The sequence below is a fragment of the Paenibacillus hubeiensis genome (genome assembly GCF_032334105.1).
GTDB classification, from domain to species: Bacteria; Bacillota; Bacilli; order Paenibacillales; family Paenibacillaceae; genus Paenibacillus; species Paenibacillus hubeiensis.
The window spans coordinates 285,571-303,670 of sequence record NZ_JAVYAE020000001.1; the positions used below are offsets into that span (position 1 = coordinate 285,571).

Genomic DNA, 18,100 nt, shown 5'->3' on the forward strand with positions numbered 1-18,100 from the left:
ATAAGAGCCCCTGCGTTTGCAGGAGTATTTGTAGAACCAAAGGAGGAGCATAAATGACAGGAGAATTGAAAGAACGGGCAGCACAATTGTCTGCACTCATGGAGCATATTAGAGAACAAGAACATTTTAATGGAGTAATCCTGATTGCCAAACAGGGTATACCTCTCCTTTGTGATGCGATGGGCATCGCAGAATTTAGCAAAGATCGCGTGCGTACGCTTACCACAGATTCGATGTTCGAGTTAGCTTCGGTCTCCAAACCGATTACTGCATTGGGCATCATACGCTTGCATCAGTTGGGAAAATTGGAGTGGGACGATCCTGTGTCCAGATGGCTGCCTGATTTGCCCTATCCGGGTATCACCATCCGTCATTTACTGACCCATACATCAGGGCTGCCGGACTATATGGAGTTATTCGCCAAGAAGTGGAATCCTGCACAGAAGGCTGTCAACAATGATGTAATGGACATGCTGGCCGCTCACCGGCCCGCCTCACTGTTTGCACCTAATGACAGTTGGATGTACAGCAATACGGGTTACATTATGCTGGCTATTCTAATCGAACGGATAAGCGGTCAGCCCTATGCAGACTTTTTGTCCGAGCAGATTTTTCAGCCGCTCAGTATGACGCGGACACGCGTATACAACCGACGTTTTGATCCAGGCCCGGTTCCGAAAGACTACGCCTGGGGCTATGTCTATCGGCTGGAACACGGTGGATATGTGTTGCCGGATATGGTGCCGGAACTGAATTATGTCGACTATTTGGACGGTTTGCAGGGAGATGGCATGGTGAACAGTACGGTCATGGATCTGCTTCGTTTGGATCGTGCGCTTTATGATGACAAGTTTATACATCCGCAGTTGCGCGAAGCCATGTTCGCACCAGTAGTGCTGAATAACGGAGAATCCTTTGACTACGGATTTGGATGGCTGATCGAGCATCATGATCAGCTAGGCAAAATGGTGTGGCACAGCGGTGGTTGGCCTGGATATGCCACTCTCTTCAAACGCTATATCGAGCAGGATACCACACTGATCCTCCTGCAAAATGGGGAACGGGAATTTGCCTATACACAGCAGTTGATCCAGAGTATTGAACAGATTCTTGCCGGCGAACAGATTGAAATGCCGCGGCCAGCGGCCCACCGCACCATTATCCCGCGTACATCGGAAGACTATGAACCGTTTCTGGGTGAATACTGTTTCTCAGATGAACAGGAACAATCGATACCTGTGAAGGTTTATGTTAAGCACAGTCAACTTTATATGCGGCTAGGCAACGGAATGGAGTTTTTATTGCTGCCCATCAGTAACTCACGTTTCTACGAGCAACAAACCGCGACCGAACTGGAATTCATCGGCACTGAGGCAGGAAAGAGTCTCCAATTTATCTGGTATGATCATGAGGGTCAGTCCGTGGCGGATCGCATCGAGAAATGATTTATGGAGAGTAAGAGAGGCGAACGGGCTGCTTCGAGAGTTTTTTCCAAAAGGTACGGATCTTGCTGAGGTGAAGGATGAAGAGCTTGCCCGTTCCCTTGATTTAATCAATAACAGACCCCGTAAGTTTTTGTTTTTTTATCCTCCATGGACCGAGGTCGAATGCCCATTATAAGAATATGTTGTTAGGTTAGATTGTTGCTTTATCCCGTTATACTTACAAGAGTTTCTGCAGTTGTACTCTCTTTATTGTTAGAGGATTCTGAATATTGATGTCAACGATTTCTCTATTATTTAGTTCTATCATCAGCTCATTGAATATTCTTGCAATCAAGAAACTATCTCCTAGTGCATTATGCCGCCTTATATCTGAGTCATCGATGTTAAAATACTTAATCAAAAAGTTTGTAGAAATGATTTCAACAACCTCGGGAAAAAGAAATGTGAATAATGCTTTAGTATCAATGATCTTATTAGGAATCATCCGTAAATTGTTTCTTTTACATTCATTCATCAGCAACGGCCAATCATACTCATAACCAGCTTGAGTTACTAATACTGCCCCTTTGCAAAAAAGTCTATGAATTCAGAGAAAACTTCTGTTAATTGTGATGCTTCAATAACATCTTCATTAGTAATTCCAGTTAATCGCTCAATCACTTCAGGTATCGGTTTAGATGGTTTAATCAATGTTTCATATGTCTTTTCGATTTCGCCTGAACGGCTATTCATGATCAGCGCACCAATTTGAATAATTTGGTCCTCTTCTTCATTTGGCCCTGTGGCCTCTAAATCAAAGATACAGAACCTTTGGGTTGGAATACTCTCAATAATCAACTCAGACACGATATACTCCGTTTCAGAAACCATATCTATCTTCAACGAAACACCTTCCTTCAACATTGCAGTAATGTTTCAGCTAACGTTCCCCATGCTCACTGTCCTAACCAAGGTGCTAGGTGTCTGGCTACTTCTGCTTCCCCGGAATCCCTCAGTACTTAACCGCATTAATCAATCACACAAGGCCACTGCGAGTGCAGTACCATCTTCCGATCGCTGTTATCCCCAGATTTTTTTGAATCCCCTCTTCTTAGGGGAAAATCCGGTGATAAGCCTATGCTTCCGATGCAGCTTTCTTTCAGAAAGCTTTTAGGCGAACGCTTCGCTTCTCCAGATTGGTTCTGCCTCTCCGTTTACGTATGTATGTTTTTTGCGGTTTATATAGGGTTTACTCTATTTCTTATTCGATTGTTTTGATCTACCCTCATTTCTTTTTGTAATCAACACTGTTAGGTTTCCACCTGTAATTAAGATGGAGAATAAACAGACCGTCATTAACCAACTGATATTCATGCTCTCTTTATCTTGCTTTAATAAATATAGAACTGCTCCAGCAGTAACAGTAAATATCACACCAAAGAGTAGTGTCGTTAATATTCTTACTCTATTGTTTTTCATCGCCCTAGACTCCATTCTTTAATGTCAGCACCAAACATTCTTTTCCTTACACAGGTTTCGATCTAACGTTCTCGTATTCCCGAAATAAAGTCTTCTAAGATCATTGCCACTCCATCGTTATCATTAGTTTCAGTAATCTCTTTCGATATCAGTTTCAATTCTTCAATGGCATTCCCCATTGCCACCGGCCATCCACAAGAATTAAATAATCCTATGTCATTAAAATCATCACCAAAAACCATGACGTTTTCGAGTGAAATGTTCATCGCCTTGCATAAAACCGCTACTGCATTTTCCTTAGAAGCCCTAATGGATGAAAGCTGAGTTAGCTTTCCATTGTCTGTAGTTAGAATATTTAATTTCGTATTAAATTTCTCCATGAATGAAACCATATCAATGTTTCCAGAAAAAAGGATCTTTGATGCCTCAAGTCGTTTGAGATCTTCAAGTGGCTTTACAATAGGGTTATCTTTGACCTTAATGAGTGTTGTGTAGTCATATTCCCTTAAACTCATCCATTCATCTTTCACTTCTAAACTCAAGTCAAGATCAGGGTTACAATTGAGACAATAATCCAGGATTTCAGCTGTAGTTTCAGATTCAATCGGTACATGATCGTTAATTCCTGTATGCTCACATTCTATATAAGCCCCATTGTAATAAATAAAAGAACTTAATCTGAGTAATTCTTCTTTCATAAATGACCTGACTGCTCTTGGAGGACGTGCTGTCGCAAAGATGAATTTCATTCCTAGACTTATGCATTCCGTAATGGCATTATAGCTACGTTGAGATATTTCTTTATTTGAGTTGAGGAGTGTACCATCTAAATCTAAAACTACTAATGGAAACTTCATTGAAATCCCCTCTCTAATTTTGAGCATTCGGCTGATATGCACCTAACTCGTTTCCAAATGGATCAACGAATTTAATAACCCATCCAAATCCTTCATCTTGATACATTCTTATGATGGTTTTGTTTTCCTTTAATGTTTCAAATAGTTTCTTTATATCCTTTGTCAAAAACATAAATGCCGGCATCGGAAAATCCTCTTCTGAGAGCCATGAAACGTTTGTATCTTTGCTGCTTTGATGAAGCATTAACAACGGTCCTTCGCCAAATTTCAGCCACCCTAAAGACATAATCTCTAATCCAAGGACATTGGAATACCATTCCGTTGCTTTTTCAAGATTACTTACCGGTAATTGAACATGATCTACACACTGAATTAGCCTGCTCACAATACATTCCTCCCAAATGAATAGCATTTTCTTTACTAGCACTATAAAAAAAGATCTGCTTTGCAGACCCAAAATTCAAAACTATTATGACTTATTCTGAATTAATCCAATTCCATTACCTACAGGATCAACTAAATAGGCTAAATAAAAATTATCGAATTCCATCTTATCTCTTACAATCTGAGCTCCTAATTCAACTGACTTCCTAATGGATTCTTCAATATCGTCTACTTCAATTTGAATCCTTGTTCCATGCGGAAAATCTTGAGGTCCTTTGGAAATACCTCCATGTATTCCTGGTTTATGATCATCGCCTGTTGTCACTGGGTAGTAACCCCAATTAGGCTCAGCAATCTTCCATCCGAAAACCGAAGAATAAAAAGCTGCTGCACGTTCCGGGTCTTGACTACTTAACTCAAATAATACTACTCTCCCCATAAATAATGCCTCCACATATGGAATGAATATCCAGAAAAATACTAGCCTCACTCATCCTTAGAATCGTATTATTGATTTGCTAAAATTGGTTAGGTTTTACATAACGTTGTGTATTCATGAAATCCATGTACTTCGTAAATTCCTGCCCTTCGTATATCATAACCCATATTGTGGTATTTGCGAACAGGAATTTCCTGATCCCCCATACCAAAAAGGCAACCGCATCAGCAAGCTGCCTTTCTCGTACAACATTTATTCTCCTGGCATCAATCTCTTACCCTACTCACTTCGAACCATGACTTTCCACCGCTCGGTCTACCATCGCCTTCTGCTGCGCGATCAGGCAAATCTCTGCCGCCTTGAAGGCATGCTCCTGGGTCATTGCCGTTTCCGTACGTTCCATGCAGTCACGGATGAGCGCGCCGAAGAACGGGTAACCCACTTTGCCTTTGACGCCGAATCGGTATTCGCCTTCGTGGTTCACCAGATATACCTGATCCCCTTGCGCCTCTCTGGCAATGTCGGTATATTTGCGCAGCTCGATGTAACCGTCGGTGCCCAGAATAACGGTCCGGCCGTCGCCCCAAGTGCCGAGTCCATCCGGCGTAAACCAGTCCACCCGGAAATAACCGGAGGCTCCGTTATTGCCAGTCAGCGACGCTTCGCCGAAATCCTCCAGTTCGGGGAACTGCGGATGGTGGAAATTATGCACCCGGCTGTAATTGACTTCAGCATCCGTACAGGACGCAAACGTCAGAAACTGCTCGAACTGATGGCTCCCGATATCGCAAAGGATGCCCCCATACTGCGCATGCCGGAAAAACCAATCCGGTCTCGAAGCCGCATTTAATCGGTGCGGTCCGGTACCCATGACTTGCACGACCCGGCCGATCGCGCCGTCGTCGATCAGTTGGCCGGCATAAATCGCACTTTCCACATGCAGGCGTTCGCTGTAATACACCATGTATTTTTTTCCGGTGCGCTTCACTTCCTCACGGGCGAGGGATAACTGTTCCAGCGTCGTAAACGGCGCTTTATCCGTAAAGTAATCCTTGCCTGCCGCCAGCACTCTCATGCCCAGCGGGGCCCGTTCGGAGGTAATCGCTGCCCCGGCTACCAGCTTCACGTCATCATCCGTCAGTACCTGCGCTTCGGACGATGCGGCTTGAGCTTGGGGAAATTTCTGGCGGAACGCTTCCACTTTGGCCGGGTCTGGATCGTAGACCCATTTCAGCGTGGCACCGGCCTCGACCAATCCCTGGACCATGCCGTAGATATGTCCGTGGTCCAACGCCACCGCACCGATCGTAAATTCCCCCGGACCGCAAACAGCCTCTCTTTTGATACTTTTGGGAGCATAGAACATTCCGTCTTTCGGCATACCGTTTCCATCCTTTCGCATGTAAAATTTAGAGTGGCCACAGCTTCAATTATTTGAACGTCTGTGAAAGGTCGGCAGGCTGAGCGCTGCGGCTCACTTGTTCTTTCTTGAACGTCGAATTCGCGATTCGCGCCTGCAAATGCTCATGGAACAGGTCCTCATCGATCGGCAGATCGACCCAGTTATCGGTCCAGGTAGACAGCAGCATCGCATTGGACAACGTTAAACCATGAATCCCCTCCACGCCCGGAGCAATCAGCTTCTCACCGCTTCGAATCGCATTGATCCAGTTGCGAATGAGGCCAGGGTGACCGGACTCCGTTCCATGAATGGGAACTTCGCATTTCCAGCATTCCGGTTGACCGAATCCCCCCGTGTAACGACGGTTGAACTCCGGCTCCGGTTCACGCAGCCGCCAGAACGTCAGCTTCCCCTCTTCGATGACGATTTTGCCGCGATCGCCGCTCACTTCGAACCGGTTCGTGCCCGGCGCTTCGCCTGTCGTCGTCACGAAAACGCCGGTTGCTCCATTTTCATACTCGACATATGCGGTCACGTCGTCCTCGACTTCGATGTTTCGATACTTGCCGAAAGCACAGAAGGCCCGCATGCGGACAGGCATCATGCCGATCGTCCACTGCCACAGGTCCAACTGATGCGGATCCTGATTGATCAGAACCCCGCCGCCTTCGCCGGCCCATGTCGCACGCCAGCCGCCGGAGTCGTAATAGCTTTGCGAGCGGTACCAGTTCGTAATGATCCAGTTCGTTCGTCTGACCTCGCCAAGCTCTCCGGATGAGATCAGGTCCTTCAGCTTTACGTAGAGCGGATTGGTCCTCTGGTTGTACATAATGGAAAACACCTTGCCGCTGGCTGCGGCAGCTTCATTCATGAGACGGACTTGTTTCGTATATACTCCCGCCGGTTTCTCGATCATGACATGCAGCCCATGGCGGAACGCCTGAATGGCCTGCTCGGGGTGATCGTAATGCGGCGTAGCAATGATAACCGCATCGATCGTGCCCGAAGACATCATTTGCTTCGGGTCTTGCCAAAATGCTACCGATGAAGGAAGATTCGCGGTCACCCATTCCGCCATTTCGCTCCTGACATCGCATACCGCAGCCAGTTCGGCCCCAGGCACATCTCCTGCAGCAAGCGTTCTGGCATGCGCTGCTCCCATATTTCCGATTCCGATCACCGCTACTCTCACTAAGCTCATACTCGCACTTCCTCCTCCAGTTGACGTTCAATGCCTGCCATCACGTCGGCAAAATGCTGAAGCATCTCCGCCGAAGCATACGTTCCGCTAAAGTCTTCAATACCGTAATATCCATCGTATCCGACCGCTTTAAGATCCCGGACAACCTGCACCCAATCCACGATCCCACCTGTGAGCGGAGCCCACCGGGATGTCCATCCGGCCCGAAGCGATAACGAGGCCGCCGACGTGGTCCCTCCCTCGTTCGATTCAGCATCGGCCTGTTCCTTTGCGTCCGGATACCATCCTGCATTTTTCACATGCACATGTGCCAGATAAGGTCCCAACAATTCCAGTCCCATCCGGTAATTTTCATACCCTTCATGTACCATGTTGCCTGGATCGTACAGTACGCCCACATGGTCGGGATCCAGCGATTCCACCAGCCGATAGGCGAGCGAAGCCGTCGGTGCAATCGTGAAATGATGCGTTTCCACCAGTGCCTTGACCTTGTATTGTTTGGCAAGATCCTGGACCTCTGTCAAATAACGCACAGCCTGGTCGTACAACGCTGGATACGCCGTTTGGCGGTTGTACCCCGGGACGCCCACGCGCATCATGGAAGCTCCCAGCGCAGAAGCTGCCTCAAAGGCCTGCACGGTCGCAGGCAGATCGCCACAGTTCAGGTAGGGTACAAGCGCAATGGAACGCCGGCCATGTTGAATGGCTGCTTCACGGAATGCAGGTACGTCTTCTTCCCAACGGGCAGGATCGATGGAACAACGGTTATTTCCCCAAAAAGAAGGCGTCTCGGACCGTGCGGCCTCCGGGATGCCGCGAAATCTCCACTCCACCCCTTCGATTCCGGCCGAGGCTGCAGCCGCAGCCAATTGTTCTGCCGTCATGTCCGGGGTTGCCACGGTAAATACGGACAGCTTCATTGTGCTCATCTCCCTTATGTAATCGTATTCAAATCAAGGTTTACCCGCATTGTAGCATTCCTTGAAGCGCCTCCATACCCACTTGGCGAAACAGATGAACGAGAGATAAACGCAGCGCCAGATTGCGCATTCAGAGATAAACCCATACAGCAAAAAAAAGCACCCCATTTCAGAAATCATTTCTGAAAAAGGAATGCTTCACGGTTCATCGCATGGTTATGGACAAACATCACCGATCATAATAGACGTGCTCGGCCCGCAATGATCCCCCATCCGTATGGATGATGCCAAAGGAACACTGCGGCTGGCGCCGGCGATCCGTCGCTGAACCGGGATTGAAAACAAGCAGGCCATTCACCGTCCGCAGCAGCGGAATATGCGAATGCCCGAAAATAACCGCATCCACATGCTGCCCGGCAAACGTGGCAATGGCATTCTCCTCCGTGGATTTTGAGCCGATGTGGCCGTGTACCAGTCCAAAACGGAAGCCGTCCGCTTCCACAATCCGGGAATATCCCAACTTTCTCCCGATGCTGCCCGGATCGGTGTTGCCCGCAACTCCCTCCACGGGAGCATATCCGCTCAACAGTTCATATACGCTCCAATCCGACCAATCGCCGGCATGCAGGATAAGATCGGCTTCGGGCAATGCTGCCAGCAGCGGCTGCGGCAATTCCTTTGCCCTTCCGGGCATGTGAGTGTCGGAAATAACGACGATTTTCATGCGTTCTCCTCCTTTCGATGCGGTTCCGGGCCAAAGCGGTTACCGGACCGCGACTTCGCTGTCCGCACAGGCACGTTCCATGTCCTCCAGCGTAATCGTGGCAAAAAACTGCTGTACCTTTTCCTCGGCCACCCGGTACAGGTTCGTCAGCAAACCATCGATCCGCATGCCTACGTCGCAGTTTGGATTGCAATTGCCGTGGATCGGGAATAGCGGCCCCTCGTCCTTGGCAGCTTCATAGATCATCGCCAGCGTGATTTCGCTGGACGGCTTAGCCAGATAAAACCCCCGGGTTCCCGGGGACGAATCGACGAGGCCCGCCTTTTTCAGGCTGCCCATAATGCGTCTGACCACAACCGGATTGGTGTTGACGCTCCCCGCAATCAATGCGGAAGTCATTCGCTCAGGAGCGCTGCACGACAACAGCAGCAGACAGTGCACACTGACCGAAAAATGAGTACTCATGATTAACCACCTTTTATGTTTGATAAACCCGTTGCGCTTGCTTATTCCGGAAACAAATTTTGTTCAGGGCGCGCTCTAAGCTTCAATTGGCGCACGCTGTATTCCAGCTGCTTTACGATGTCTTCAAGCTGTTTGCGGTCGATTTTGTTCGGATCCTCCACCGGTTTGGCCGTTGCCTTGAGCTCGCGGATCGTAAGCTGCTGGTCCTGCCATTTGTCCATCAGATCGGCAATATTGGCATAGAAGCGTTCGTAATCCTTGATCACGATGTCCAGATACGCATCCACTTCTTCCGGATCGTAGCCGCGCAATTTATAGTTGAATTGCTTTTCATGTATGGACAATGCGTCCAACTGTACGCCCAGCTGTTTGAACAGCTGTTTTTGTTTGTCCAATCTTCGTTTCATATGTTCATCCATCTCGACGCCCTCCATTAGAACGCGCTGTGGTCCCATGCGGCTGTGCTAGGAACCAGCGGCATTATCTCTATATATTTTTTATAACACATTATTCGAAAGATATAAAATCATCTCCATCATTATGCCCAGGATATGCCGCTATTCACGGACAACCTCATTCAGGCAGCATGATTGCACCGCATGAAATTCGGGTAAAAACGAACTACACCACGCATTTGAAAGGAGCATTCATAATGAGTACATTGACGAAAACCGAGCTGTCCAACCTCAAAAACGCGCTCCTGGAACAACGTGAGAACCTGCAGCGCCATTTCGCCTCAAGCATGGAGGATGGGGCTCCCGCAGAGTCGCTGAAGGATTCCACAGGAGAACTGTCATCCTATGACAACCACCCTGGAGACGCGGGTACCGAAACCTTCGAGCGCAGTCGCGACCTGGCCGTGGACGAGACGCTTGCGGACGAATTCGACCAGATCAACGCAGCGCTGGAACGAATGCACGACGGAACGTACGGCACCTGCATCATCTGCGGAAAAGATATTCCCTACGAACGGCTGGAGGCCATCCCATATACCGCTTATTGCATCGATGACACCCCCAACAGGGAGCTCAGCAGCGACCGACCTGTCGAAGAAGATGTCATGACCTTGCCTCCAAGGGGCGCCGGACAAGCACGCCAGCGCCATGCAGGCAAGTTTGATCATGCAGACGCTTGGGAAGCCGTCAGCGAATACGGAACGTCCGATTCGGAGACAACCGTGCCGGGACGCGGCAGTGCAAACCGCAAGGAGAACCTGTAACATTAGTCCGTTCATTCCCTCACTATTTATTGCAGCTAGGTCATTTCGCATCTGCAGCCCAACACCCTGCCGATGAACCGCGATGACCCGCACCCGGAAGCACCCAAAAGCTAAACCGTCAAAAGCCGCCCGCAGGCGGCTTTTGGTCATGCCATTCGATCTGGTTTTGCTTTCATTTTCGGGCGGTGACTGGCAGACCGAATGAGCTTGAATACATTGATGCCTTACCTTTTCCTTTTCGCGGACGCTGATGACCGAGTCCCGGCATGGCCTGAATCTTGAGAACCGGAGCGGGATTTACGCTCGCCCTTCCCTTGAGGTTCGACATCGTCGCTACCCGCCGATGGAGCATCTTCCATCTGTTCGGACACGGTTACGAACAATTGGAATGCTTGCTGTTCTCCCCGCTTTCCTTTTTCAGCATACGGTTCGCACAGTTTCGTGATTGCCTTAAAAAGCTGTTCCATCTCTTCCCGGGTTCCGTACAGCGCCATGTCCGAAATTTGCCCAAACATGTCTTCGCCATGCTCCGCCTGTTTCATAAACCGTCGGCGGCTCTGTTCGTACATTTCATTGAGCAGTTTCATCGCTTCGGAACGAAACACCTGTTTCAGGGGTGAATTCTCCTCGTCCTCATGCCGCAGATGGATTTCCCCTTTGAACGGTTCATAATATTTGGCGATGATACCGTTGATTTCGCGCGTCGAAACCATGCTGAGCAGGCCGATGGATTCGAGTTTTTTCACATGGTAATGCACCTTGGCGGGTACCTCGCCCATGAGATCCGCGATTTCCTTGACGGTGGACGGACGGCCTTGTTTGTTATACATATTCAAGATCTGCATCCGGTAAGGATCAGAGTATATTTTGACTTCCTCTATGGTTGATAACACTTTCCGCTGCATACCTGTAACCTCTTTTCCGGGTACCTGGTGTCTTCCAATCTCCTACCATTATAGCGTTTGAAAGCGCAGGCGGTCAAAAGGCTTGCTGCAGATACTCATGGTTGTTTCACGGTTCTCCCCTACTTCAAAACACGGCGGAACGTAGGGCTCATGATGAGCCCTGCCGCAGACAATGCCATCGCTACGCCAAAGCCGATAAACAGGATGGGCATAGGCACCCACTCGGCGATGGCTCCGGAGAGCAAGCTTCCAAGGGGAACGGCGCTGAGGCACAGCATGCTTTGAAACGCCGATACACGGCCAAGCATGCCGGAAGGCGTCACCTCCATCATGTAAGAAGCCAGCGGCGTGGTGGCCAGCGGAATGCCGAAGCCCATCAGCAAAGCGAAAACGGCCGCCACAGCCAACGGATACTGCCCGATATAGGCAGGCAGCGCGGTCATTGCATAACTGAGCCCAAGCATCACAATGCCGAGGATGACCAGCAGGCTTTTGCGGTAATTGGAACCCCAGTTCGTCAGCCACAACCCGCCCAGTACCATGCCTGCAACCATCATTCCGCTCAGCAGGCTTAATCCGCCGGCCCCGGCATTCAATATTTCAGTCACATAAGGCGTGCGCAGCACATTAAAGGGCATTAAGCAAAAATTGACGAAAGCAAACAGGAAGGAGGTCATTAAAAGGACGGGAATCGTGCGCAAAAAGCGAAATGCTTCAATAATTTCGGAGAAAAGACTGCCGTGGGGAGCGGCGGCTTCGCCTGGTTCACTCGTGTCTTCAAGAACCACATCGGGCCGAATACCCGGAAATACCACCTTGGCCATGAAGAAAGCGCTGGCCCCGAACAAGGCCGCATCGATCCATAGGGTCCACGCGATGCCGGCTCCGGCGATCAGAGCACCGGCCGCGGCGATGCCGGCAAGCTCTGACATGCGCGCGATGGATGAGGACAATGCGTTTCCGGACAACAGCAGACCGGGAGGCAGCAATCGGGGAACGCTGGACGTCTCGGCAGGAGTGGCAAAACATTCAAGCAGCGAAACGAGCACGGTCATGACAAACAGATGCCATACTTGCAGTTCACCGAGACTAAACAACAGTGCCGTCAAACCTACCAGCGTTCCCCTGCCGGCGTACGCCAGCACGATGACTTTTTGGGGAGACATCCGATCTACCATCGCCCCGGCAAACAGACCAAACAGAATGTTGGGCAAAAAGTTCACGGCCATCAGCGTGCCCATCAACAGTTTGGAGCCTGTGAGCAGATATACCATCCAGCCGTATGCGATGGAATCTACCGAATCGCCAAACCTGGAAATGGTCCTTGCCAGCATGAATTGCGCATATGAGCGATTTCGCAGCAACTCGAAAATACCTTGTTTTTGCACCACCGTGCTCTCACTCATCATACATCCACCCTTCAACGTGAAAATAATTTTAATGTTAATTTTATTTTAATGGTAATTCATGAAAGTTCAACCCCTTCGTGAAAAAAAATTTAACGATCCCTGCCGCAACCAATACGAACTTAGGCAAACAAAAAAACAGACCCTTGTCCTCCAAAGGTCTGTCCATTCGCTTATGCTCCATCGAGCCATATTGGTTTGGAACCGAAAATATTGCGTTGCCCTGCTTTGCTTTTCAAACGATTAGTCTTCAACCAGAAATCTAAAATCGGGCAACTCTTGTTCGGCCTCCTCCATCAGGCTGCGAAACCGCTCGGCATCGGCACCAAGACGCTGCTCGCTGATGCCGTAATTTACCCATTTGAGTTCGAGCGGCATTTCTGCCATGGCGGTCAATCCATCCCACAGCGCATCCAGATTCGCACCGTAGAAATCCGGCAGCTTCAATTTCGTCTTCAATTGTTCATGCAGCTCCGAGCTCGTGGAAAATTGGGTTCCATCCAAAATAACGCTACCCATTGTCTCTTCCTTTCTTTACTTCATTCGCGTAAACGTCACGTAATGATCCGTCGTTTTGTAGATCAAGCCATCATTAGAATACACGATTCTGTCTGCATTGCGAAAGCCCGAGGTGTAATTGATATCCGCTTCGCGCCAAACTCTTCCGCTGGCTGAAGGCAATTTGCCTTCCCGGTTGCTGAACACGTCGCCGCCAATGCTTTTTCCCGGCGCCACCACGGCCAAATTGCCCTTGGATGCTACCCAGCCGAGTGCTGTCGCCTGCGATTTGGTAATAAAGTTGCACGGTAACGTGCCGTTGGCGCTTAAATAGTTTGCTACGCCGTTAAACGTGTTGATGATCGTGCATGTGGCTGCCGATGCTTTCTGCTGCGCAGCCGGGGCGAACTGTGCTCCCGTCAGAAACACAAATGTAAACATGATGGCAAGCAAAACGGTGGACCAAAACTTTTTCATTGTGACCAGCCTCCCTCGGTTTGATTGAAATGAAAGAACTGCTTTAGCCGTTTTGCCTTTGACAAGATGACTATAGACAAGTTCTTCCAAAATCATTTATATCACGCCATTTGGGGAGAAAGGTCAACAAAAATAGATTTATTTGTAAATTTTTAAATATTTTGATAACCAACAGAAAAAGACTCGCATCGCAAGGAATGGAGTCTACCTTTCTGACATTCAGGGATGGGCATCCGCCTGCTGGCGCAGAATGCCGCTTACCTTGCATTCGGGCTGTCCAGAACGATTCGCTGCCGGGTACGGGCCGATTGCAAGCACGCTTCGATCACACGCATATTGTTGATGGTGTTTTCCGGCGTAAACGGCAACGGTTTACCGTCAAGGACCGCGTCGGCAAAAGCTTCTGCCTGCAATACGTAAGAGTTGGACACGGACACCCGCTCCTCGCGGCTGACGGAGTCCAAATGTATAATAATTTGCGGCGGAATGTCGCTGTTTTCCCAACCGAACACTTTGGGCAGTTCAATCCGCCCTTCCGTACCGAGGATTTCCATTTCGGCTCTTCCTGATGCCCATAGGCCGCAGTCGAACGTCAGCGAAACGGAACCCGGAAACTCGACAAGCCCGGAGGCCATCATGTCCACACCGCCATGTTCCTCCGAAAAAAACGCATTTACGGTAACAGCTTCGGGCTCCTGCCCAAGATACATCCGCGCTGCGGATATGGGGTATACCCCCAGGTCGAACAGCGAGCCTCCGCCCATCTCCGCTTTGAACCTGACGTTGTCTTTATCATCTGCCGAATTGCAGGTAAAATTGCCATGGATCGCGCGCACGCGCCCGATTTCTCCGCTGGCAATAATCTCTTCCACCCTCCTGTGCTTGGGGTGATATCGGTACATGATCGCTTCGGCAAATAACACCCCATGCTTCCGGCAGGCCTCGATCATTTCCATGGATTCCTCCGCAGTGAGAGCGGCCGGCTTCTCGCATAATACATGTTTTCCGGCCTCCGCCGCCTTGATCGTCCATTCCTTGTGCAGATGGTTTGGCAGCGGGACATACACGGCTTCAATATCCGGATCCGCAATAAGGTCGTCATAGCTGCCGTACACCCTCGCAATGTTCAACTCTTCCGCAACGGCCTTGGCCTTTTCCAAGCTGCGGCTGGCCAATGCCAGCACTTTGCCGCGTTCGGACTGCTGGATCGCAGGCATCACCGCGTTTTTTGCAATCGTGGATGCGCCCAGCACACCCCACTGTAACCGCCTCTGCATACTCATCTTCCTTTCGTGCCGTAGTTGTCCTGCTCTGCCTTGTGCAGCATGCCGAGACAGCGGTCCAAGTCGGCTTTGACCTGCTTTTTGTACAGCTCCGCTTTCTCCGCGCCGTCTGGCGTAAAATGGTACAATACGATTTCCTGGAAATCCACCTTGGGATCGTTGCCTTTCAGTTTTTTCGTTCGATAAAAAATGCCCTGCTGCACCAGTTCGTGCAGTGCCCGGTAGATCTCGCTCTGAGGCGGCACATACCCGTAAGCTTTGAATTCCTGCTTCATGGCCTCCAGCATCTCATAGCCATATCCTCTATGCTGTTCGACCATTGTGATGAGATAGAGCTTGATAAATGCCCGCTGAGCAATCATAAAAGCCATGCCCGTTCCCCCCTCTTGTCCAAAACTTGCTAATTCCATTATAAAACTTATGTTCGCATTCTGCCATCTTCCTCCGTTTTTCGGATTGCGGCAAACGTCCGGAAGAACGGCGACAGGAGGCAGGTCATATCGGGGGGTGAGAACGGCGGCACTCTGTGTTGTTATTATGAATTTTTCACATGTTTAAATTTTGACACTTAGAAAATACGTTGTTCTCTTTATGTTTTTAAGCGATGACTGTCATTTAACAAATTCGATCGGAACGGCCAGTTCGCGTGCCTGCATATCGTATGCTGTACTGCCAACATCTTCTCGCGCAGCATTGGTCAAGACCTGTGTCGGGCGGCAGGCGGTGTGTTTGTTGTGAATTTTTCATATGTTGATTGATTCATCATTCTAAGAAATTATCTTTTTTTCTTATGATCCGGAACCGTGCCAACGATCCATCTGCCCCAAGCAAACCTGGAAACGATCCAAGTGAGTATGCATGACAGCGTAAGCGCGAGCAGCCAGGTCAGGATCATGCGGATCACCGGGTTCAAACCCAGCGCCACATAAATTCGTTCATCCGGGATATAGCTGTAGCGGAGCATTAACATGTGCATTAAATAACCGCCATAGGAAACCCCGCCAATCCATGAGAGCCATTTCAACGTCCGGGGGTGCCGCAATTTGTTTGCCAGATCATACATGACCATGATGGAAGCAACGAGAAACAATGCCATGTCCGGCCGGATCAGACTTACCGTATAAAACGTGATCTGGATCCCTTCGGGCTTCTGAAATTCCTGCAGTAACAAATATATAAACCGCAAACCCGTTATTATAAACACCGCCCAGTATACCCCACGGTACCGTTCGACCCATTCGTTCCAGCGCTGAACGGCCATTCCGGCAGCCGCGCCCAGCACAAAATAAAAGAAAAAGTACAGGAAATTGCGGTCCGCATATGTCGTGAACATGTCCGTCAGCACCGGAATGTTCAACTTCTCCATGCCGCGCGCAATATTGCCGAGTTGTCCCGCAAGCACCAGGTATGCTGCACCGGAGACCAGCAGGGCGATCATCCGCCCCTTCGAGTCAAATCGACGGTACACGTATCGTACGGCTGTCAAAAACAGCGGAAATACGAGATAGAACTGAATCAACATGATGATATACCAGAAATGCGAGCTTGTTTTGCCTGTGATCAGCTTGAGTGCCAGCCCGGGAATCTCCTGCCAACCAAAACCGGCCCAGATCCCCGGCGTAAGAGCAAACGTAATCAAGGCCCAGATCACATATGGAATAATGACGTCCTTCCATCGCTTGAACATGAATTGTCCGTAATGAAGCTTTTCCCCGGTGTTGTAAAACAGCACCATACCTGTGATAAAAATAAATAACGGCACGGCAAACTTGGTTGCCATGAGCAAAATCGCCAGCAACACGCCGTCTTCCAGCCGCGTTTCCGGCACAAGCGAAAAATGGGCGATGGCATGCTGCAGCACAACGGCGGCAAAAGCCATGCCTCTTAGACTTTCAATAGCTGCGATTCGTTCCTTCCTCGGAATCTCTGCCGCCTCCTTCCACGATCATATTGGATATGATCAAATCATGTATTCACCGATGGGAATGTTCCCTTGAACGGCCAGATCTCAAAAACAAATCCGTTGTCCCTATGTATTCATGCTTCCCTCTAACGCCCCCGCGCATAACCGGGTTGCCTGGCACCGGACGCCATACAGAAGCCGGCTTCCCCACAGGAAAACCGGCTTTTGTAGACTGCCAGACAGGAGGGCCGGGCTGATCCGAGCCTCTCTTTCATGTTGTCCGCATAACATTCGAATCATGGGCTCGCGAGCACGCAAGACGTGAATCTGCCAGATGCCCATTTAGAGAATCACAAGCGGCAACCGATCAACTTCGAAGTTTCCGTGATCGTCACAGGAACGTATTGTTTCCGTACTTCGCGGCTTTGGTCTGCGCTTCCAGCCTCTGTTCCTCCATGTCCAGGTCCGTGCGTTCTACGGGCCTGGCTTGATCCGCCTCGTAATGGTTATATCTGTCCCGGTTCAGCTCGCTGCTGTTCCGAAACACATCATACACGACCGAATCGCGATCGGATGCATCAACCAGCAGCAAAATTTTGCCGCCCCGAACGTATTCTTCGTATTGCCGGGCATCCTCCTCCGGTATTCCCATGCCGACCAATCCGCCGACGAGTCCGCCAGCGCCTGCACCAATCGCTGCCCCGGTGAACGTAGCGGCGATCGGTCCGGCGGCCAGAATCGGGCCGATGCCCGGAATGGCGAGCGCCCCGATGCCTGCCAGCAGCCCGACCACGCCGCCCATTACGCCGCCAGTCGCCGCACCAGCAGCCACGCCTTCCGGCGCTTTTGAGCCGGTTTCCTCGCGAATCGCTCTCAGCTCATCCCGGTCTTGCGTTACCACCGAAATTTCTTCCGGCTGAAATCCGTGCTGCTTCAACGCTTCTACCGCTTGGGAAGCCTCACGTTCCGTATTGAAAACACCAACGATTTTATTTTGCATAACCAATCCCTCCTCAGTTTGTAGCCGGCAGCACCCTGCCCTGTACCTTCACCGTACAGCGGGGCTCCGTCCGTCTGTTATGAGTGGTTCGTTATGTATTTACCCACCCTCGCG

Annotated in this window: 21 protein-coding genes and 1 pseudogene; 3 read left to right on the forward strand and 19 right to left on the reverse strand. The window is 49.8% G+C overall.

Annotated elements, in window-relative coordinates:
* The first annotated feature begins 53 nt into the window (after positions 1–53).
* Both RSX24_RS01310 and RSX24_RS01315 read left to right on the forward strand, forming a co-directional pair.
* Entirely contained in the window at positions 54–1,445 is a 1,392-nt protein-coding gene (locus RSX24_RS01310) for a serine hydrolase domain-containing protein (RefSeq protein WP_343259490.1), read from the forward strand.
* A gap of 19 nt (positions 1,446–1,464) precedes the next feature.
* A pseudogene (locus RSX24_RS01315) lies at positions 1,465–1,620 on the forward strand (IS30 family transposase); the annotation flags it as partial.
* A gap of 377 nt (positions 1,621–1,997) precedes the next feature.
* Here RSX24_RS01315 and RSX24_RS01320 read toward each other — a convergent pair.
* The 11 genes from RSX24_RS01320 to RSX24_RS01370 all read right to left on the reverse strand — a co-directional run bounded on the left by RSX24_RS01320 (position 1,998) and on the right by RSX24_RS01370 (position 9,714).
* Positions 1,998–2,327: a 3'-5' exonuclease gene (locus RSX24_RS01320; protein WP_343259491.1), complete on the reverse strand. Its 330-nt coding sequence runs from the start codon at positions 2,325–2,327 to the stop codon at positions 1,998–2,000.
* Positions 2,328–2,678: 351 nt separating this feature from the next.
* Positions 2,679–2,903, reverse strand: a complete 225-nt coding sequence (locus RSX24_RS01325; RefSeq protein ID WP_343259492.1) for a hypothetical protein — start codon at positions 2,901–2,903, stop codon at positions 2,679–2,681.
* Positions 2,904–2,965: 62 nt separating this feature from the next.
* Positions 2,966–3,787 carry an HAD family hydrolase gene (locus RSX24_RS01330; protein WP_236417261.1) on the reverse strand — a complete coding sequence of 274 codons (822 nt, stop codon included), beginning with the start codon at positions 3,785–3,787 and terminating at the stop codon, positions 2,966–2,968.
* On the reverse strand, positions 3,774–4,145 hold the full coding sequence (locus RSX24_RS01335; RefSeq protein ID WP_339277564.1) for a VOC family protein: 372 nt from the start codon (positions 4,143–4,145) through the stop codon (positions 3,774–3,776). The genes RSX24_RS01330 and RSX24_RS01335 overlap by 14 nt, the downstream gene beginning before the upstream one ends.
* 84 nt (positions 4,146–4,229) lie before the next feature.
* Positions 4,230–4,583, reverse strand: a complete 354-nt coding sequence (locus RSX24_RS01340) for a VOC family protein (protein WP_236417256.1) — start codon at positions 4,581–4,583, stop codon at positions 4,230–4,232.
* A 283-nt stretch (positions 4,584–4,866) separates the two neighbouring features.
* The gene (locus tag RSX24_RS01345) at positions 4,867–5,964 is read right to left on the reverse strand and encodes a Gfo/Idh/MocA family protein (protein ID WP_236417255.1); all 1,098 of its coding nucleotides are present in this window, start codon (positions 5,962–5,964) and stop codon (positions 4,867–4,869) included.
* A 49-nt stretch (positions 5,965–6,013) separates the two neighbouring features.
* Positions 6,014–7,186 carry a Gfo/Idh/MocA family protein gene (locus RSX24_RS01350; RefSeq protein ID WP_236417253.1) on the reverse strand — a complete coding sequence of 391 codons (1,173 nt, stop codon included), beginning with the start codon at positions 7,184–7,186 and terminating at the stop codon, positions 6,014–6,016.
* Positions 7,183–8,106 carry a sugar phosphate isomerase/epimerase family protein gene (locus RSX24_RS01355; protein ID WP_236417251.1) on the reverse strand — a complete coding sequence of 308 codons (924 nt, stop codon included), beginning with the start codon at positions 8,104–8,106 and terminating at the stop codon, positions 7,183–7,185. The genes RSX24_RS01350 and RSX24_RS01355 overlap by 4 nt, the downstream gene beginning before the upstream one ends.
* A 229-nt stretch (positions 8,107–8,335) precedes the next feature.
* Complete coding sequence (locus tag RSX24_RS01360) at positions 8,336–8,830, reverse strand: metallophosphoesterase family protein (RefSeq protein ID WP_236417249.1); 495 nt, start codon at positions 8,828–8,830, stop codon at positions 8,336–8,338.
* A gap of 39 nt (positions 8,831–8,869) precedes the next feature.
* Positions 8,870–9,295: an Rrf2 family transcriptional regulator gene (locus tag RSX24_RS01365; RefSeq protein ID WP_236417247.1), complete on the reverse strand. Its 426-nt coding sequence runs from the start codon at positions 9,293–9,295 to the stop codon at positions 8,870–8,872.
* A gap of 41 nt (positions 9,296–9,336) precedes the next feature.
* Positions 9,337–9,714 (reverse strand): DivIVA domain-containing protein, encoded by a 378-nt coding sequence (locus tag RSX24_RS01370; protein ID WP_236417245.1) that lies wholly within the window; start codon positions 9,712–9,714, stop codon positions 9,337–9,339.
* Between the two features lie 233 nt (positions 9,715–9,947).
* On the opposite strand from RSX24_RS01370, the gene RSX24_RS01375 reads away from it, so the two are divergent.
* A complete protein-coding gene (locus RSX24_RS01375) occupies positions 9,948–10,514 on the forward strand; it encodes a TraR/DksA C4-type zinc finger protein (protein ID WP_236417243.1) in 567 nt (188 codons plus the stop codon).
* A 224-nt stretch (positions 10,515–10,738) separates the two neighbouring features.
* Here RSX24_RS01375 and RSX24_RS01380 read toward each other — a convergent pair whose 3' ends face one another.
* The 8 genes from RSX24_RS01380 to RSX24_RS01415 all read right to left on the reverse strand — a co-directional run bounded on the left by RSX24_RS01380 (position 10,739) and on the right by RSX24_RS01415 (position 17,986).
* A complete protein-coding gene (locus RSX24_RS01380; protein WP_236417241.1) occupies positions 10,739–11,419 on the reverse strand; it encodes a winged helix-turn-helix domain-containing protein in 681 nt (226 codons plus the stop codon).
* 119 nt (positions 11,420–11,538) lie between these two features.
* A complete protein-coding gene (locus RSX24_RS01385) occupies positions 11,539–12,825 on the reverse strand; it encodes an MFS transporter (protein ID WP_343259493.1) in 1,287 nt (428 codons plus the stop codon).
* A 243-nt stretch (positions 12,826–13,068) separates the two neighbouring features.
* Complete coding sequence (locus RSX24_RS01390) at positions 13,069–13,344, reverse strand: barstar family protein (protein ID WP_236417237.1); 276 nt, start codon at positions 13,342–13,344, stop codon at positions 13,069–13,071.
* Positions 13,345–13,359: 15 nt separating this feature from the next.
* Positions 13,360–13,800 carry a ribonuclease gene (locus RSX24_RS01395; protein WP_236417234.1) on the reverse strand — a complete coding sequence of 147 codons (441 nt, stop codon included), beginning with the start codon at positions 13,798–13,800 and terminating at the stop codon, positions 13,360–13,362.
* Positions 13,801–14,057: 257 nt separating this feature from the next.
* The gene (locus RSX24_RS01400) at positions 14,058–15,077 is read right to left on the reverse strand and encodes a Gfo/Idh/MocA family protein (protein ID WP_236417232.1); all 1,020 of its coding nucleotides are present in this window, start codon (positions 15,075–15,077) and stop codon (positions 14,058–14,060) included.
* 2 nt (positions 15,078–15,079) lie between these two features.
* Positions 15,080–15,454, reverse strand: a complete 375-nt coding sequence (locus tag RSX24_RS01405) for a replication termination protein (protein ID WP_236417231.1) — start codon at positions 15,452–15,454, stop codon at positions 15,080–15,082.
* Between the two features lie 404 nt (positions 15,455–15,858).
* Entirely contained in the window at positions 15,859–17,007 is a 1,149-nt protein-coding gene (locus RSX24_RS01410; protein WP_343260053.1) for an acyltransferase, read from the reverse strand.
* 370 nt (positions 17,008–17,377) lie between these two features.
* Positions 17,378–17,986, reverse strand: a complete 609-nt coding sequence (locus tag RSX24_RS01415) for a general stress protein (protein ID WP_236417227.1) — start codon at positions 17,984–17,986, stop codon at positions 17,378–17,380.
* Between the last annotated feature and the right edge of the window lie 114 nt (positions 17,987–18,100).

Excerpts from the sequence above, each read along its gene's own strand:
- RSX24_RS01310 (WP_343259490.1), top strand. The coding sequence starts at position 54 with ATGACAGGAGAATTGAAAGAACGGGCAGCACAATTGTCTGCACTCATG.
- RSX24_RS01325 (WP_343259492.1), bottom strand. The coding sequence starts at position 2,903 with ATGAAAAACAATAGAGTAAGAATATTAACGACACTACTCTTTGGTGTG.
- RSX24_RS01330 (WP_236417261.1), bottom strand. The coding sequence starts at position 3,787 with ATGCTCAAAATTAGAGAGGGGATTTCAATGAAGTTTCCATTAGTAGTT.
- RSX24_RS01340 (WP_236417256.1), bottom strand. The coding sequence starts at position 4,583 with ATGGGGAGAGTAGTATTATTTGAGTTAAGTAGTCAAGACCCGGAACGT.
- RSX24_RS01345 (WP_236417255.1), bottom strand. The coding sequence starts at position 5,964 with ATGCCGAAAGACGGAATGTTCTATGCTCCCAAAAGTATCAAAAGAGAG.
- RSX24_RS01350 (WP_236417253.1), bottom strand. The coding sequence starts at position 7,186 with ATGAGCTTAGTGAGAGTAGCGGTGATCGGAATCGGAAATATGGGAGCA.
- RSX24_RS01355 (WP_236417251.1), bottom strand. The coding sequence starts at position 8,106 with ATGAAGCTGTCCGTATTTACCGTGGCAACCCCGGACATGACGGCAGAA.
- RSX24_RS01360 (WP_236417249.1), bottom strand. The coding sequence starts at position 8,830 with ATGAAAATCGTCGTTATTTCCGACACTCACATGCCCGGAAGGGCAAAG.
- RSX24_RS01365 (WP_236417247.1), bottom strand. The coding sequence starts at position 9,295 with ATGAGTACTCATTTTTCGGTCAGTGTGCACTGTCTGCTGCTGTTGTCG.
- RSX24_RS01370 (WP_236417245.1), bottom strand. The coding sequence starts at position 9,714 with ATGGATGAACATATGAAACGAAGATTGGACAAACAAAAACAGCTGTTC.
- RSX24_RS01375 (WP_236417243.1), top strand. The coding sequence starts at position 9,948 with ATGAGTACATTGACGAAAACCGAGCTGTCCAACCTCAAAAACGCGCTC.
- RSX24_RS01380 (WP_236417241.1), bottom strand. The coding sequence starts at position 11,419 with ATGCAGCGGAAAGTGTTATCAACCATAGAGGAAGTCAAAATATACTCT.
- RSX24_RS01385 (WP_343259493.1), bottom strand. The coding sequence starts at position 12,825 with ATGAGTGAGAGCACGGTGGTGCAAAAACAAGGTATTTTCGAGTTGCTG.
- RSX24_RS01390 (WP_236417237.1), bottom strand. The coding sequence starts at position 13,344 with ATGGGTAGCGTTATTTTGGATGGAACCCAATTTTCCACGAGCTCGGAG.
- RSX24_RS01395 (WP_236417234.1), bottom strand. The coding sequence starts at position 13,800 with ATGAAAAAGTTTTGGTCCACCGTTTTGCTTGCCATCATGTTTACATTT.
- RSX24_RS01400 (WP_236417232.1), bottom strand. The coding sequence starts at position 15,077 with ATGCAGAGGCGGTTACAGTGGGGTGTGCTGGGCGCATCCACGATTGCA.
- RSX24_RS01405 (WP_236417231.1), bottom strand. The coding sequence starts at position 15,454 with ATGGCTTTTATGATTGCTCAGCGGGCATTTATCAAGCTCTATCTCATC.
- RSX24_RS01415 (WP_236417227.1), bottom strand. The coding sequence starts at position 17,986 with ATGCAAAATAAAATCGTTGGTGTTTTCAATACGGAACGTGAGGCTTCC.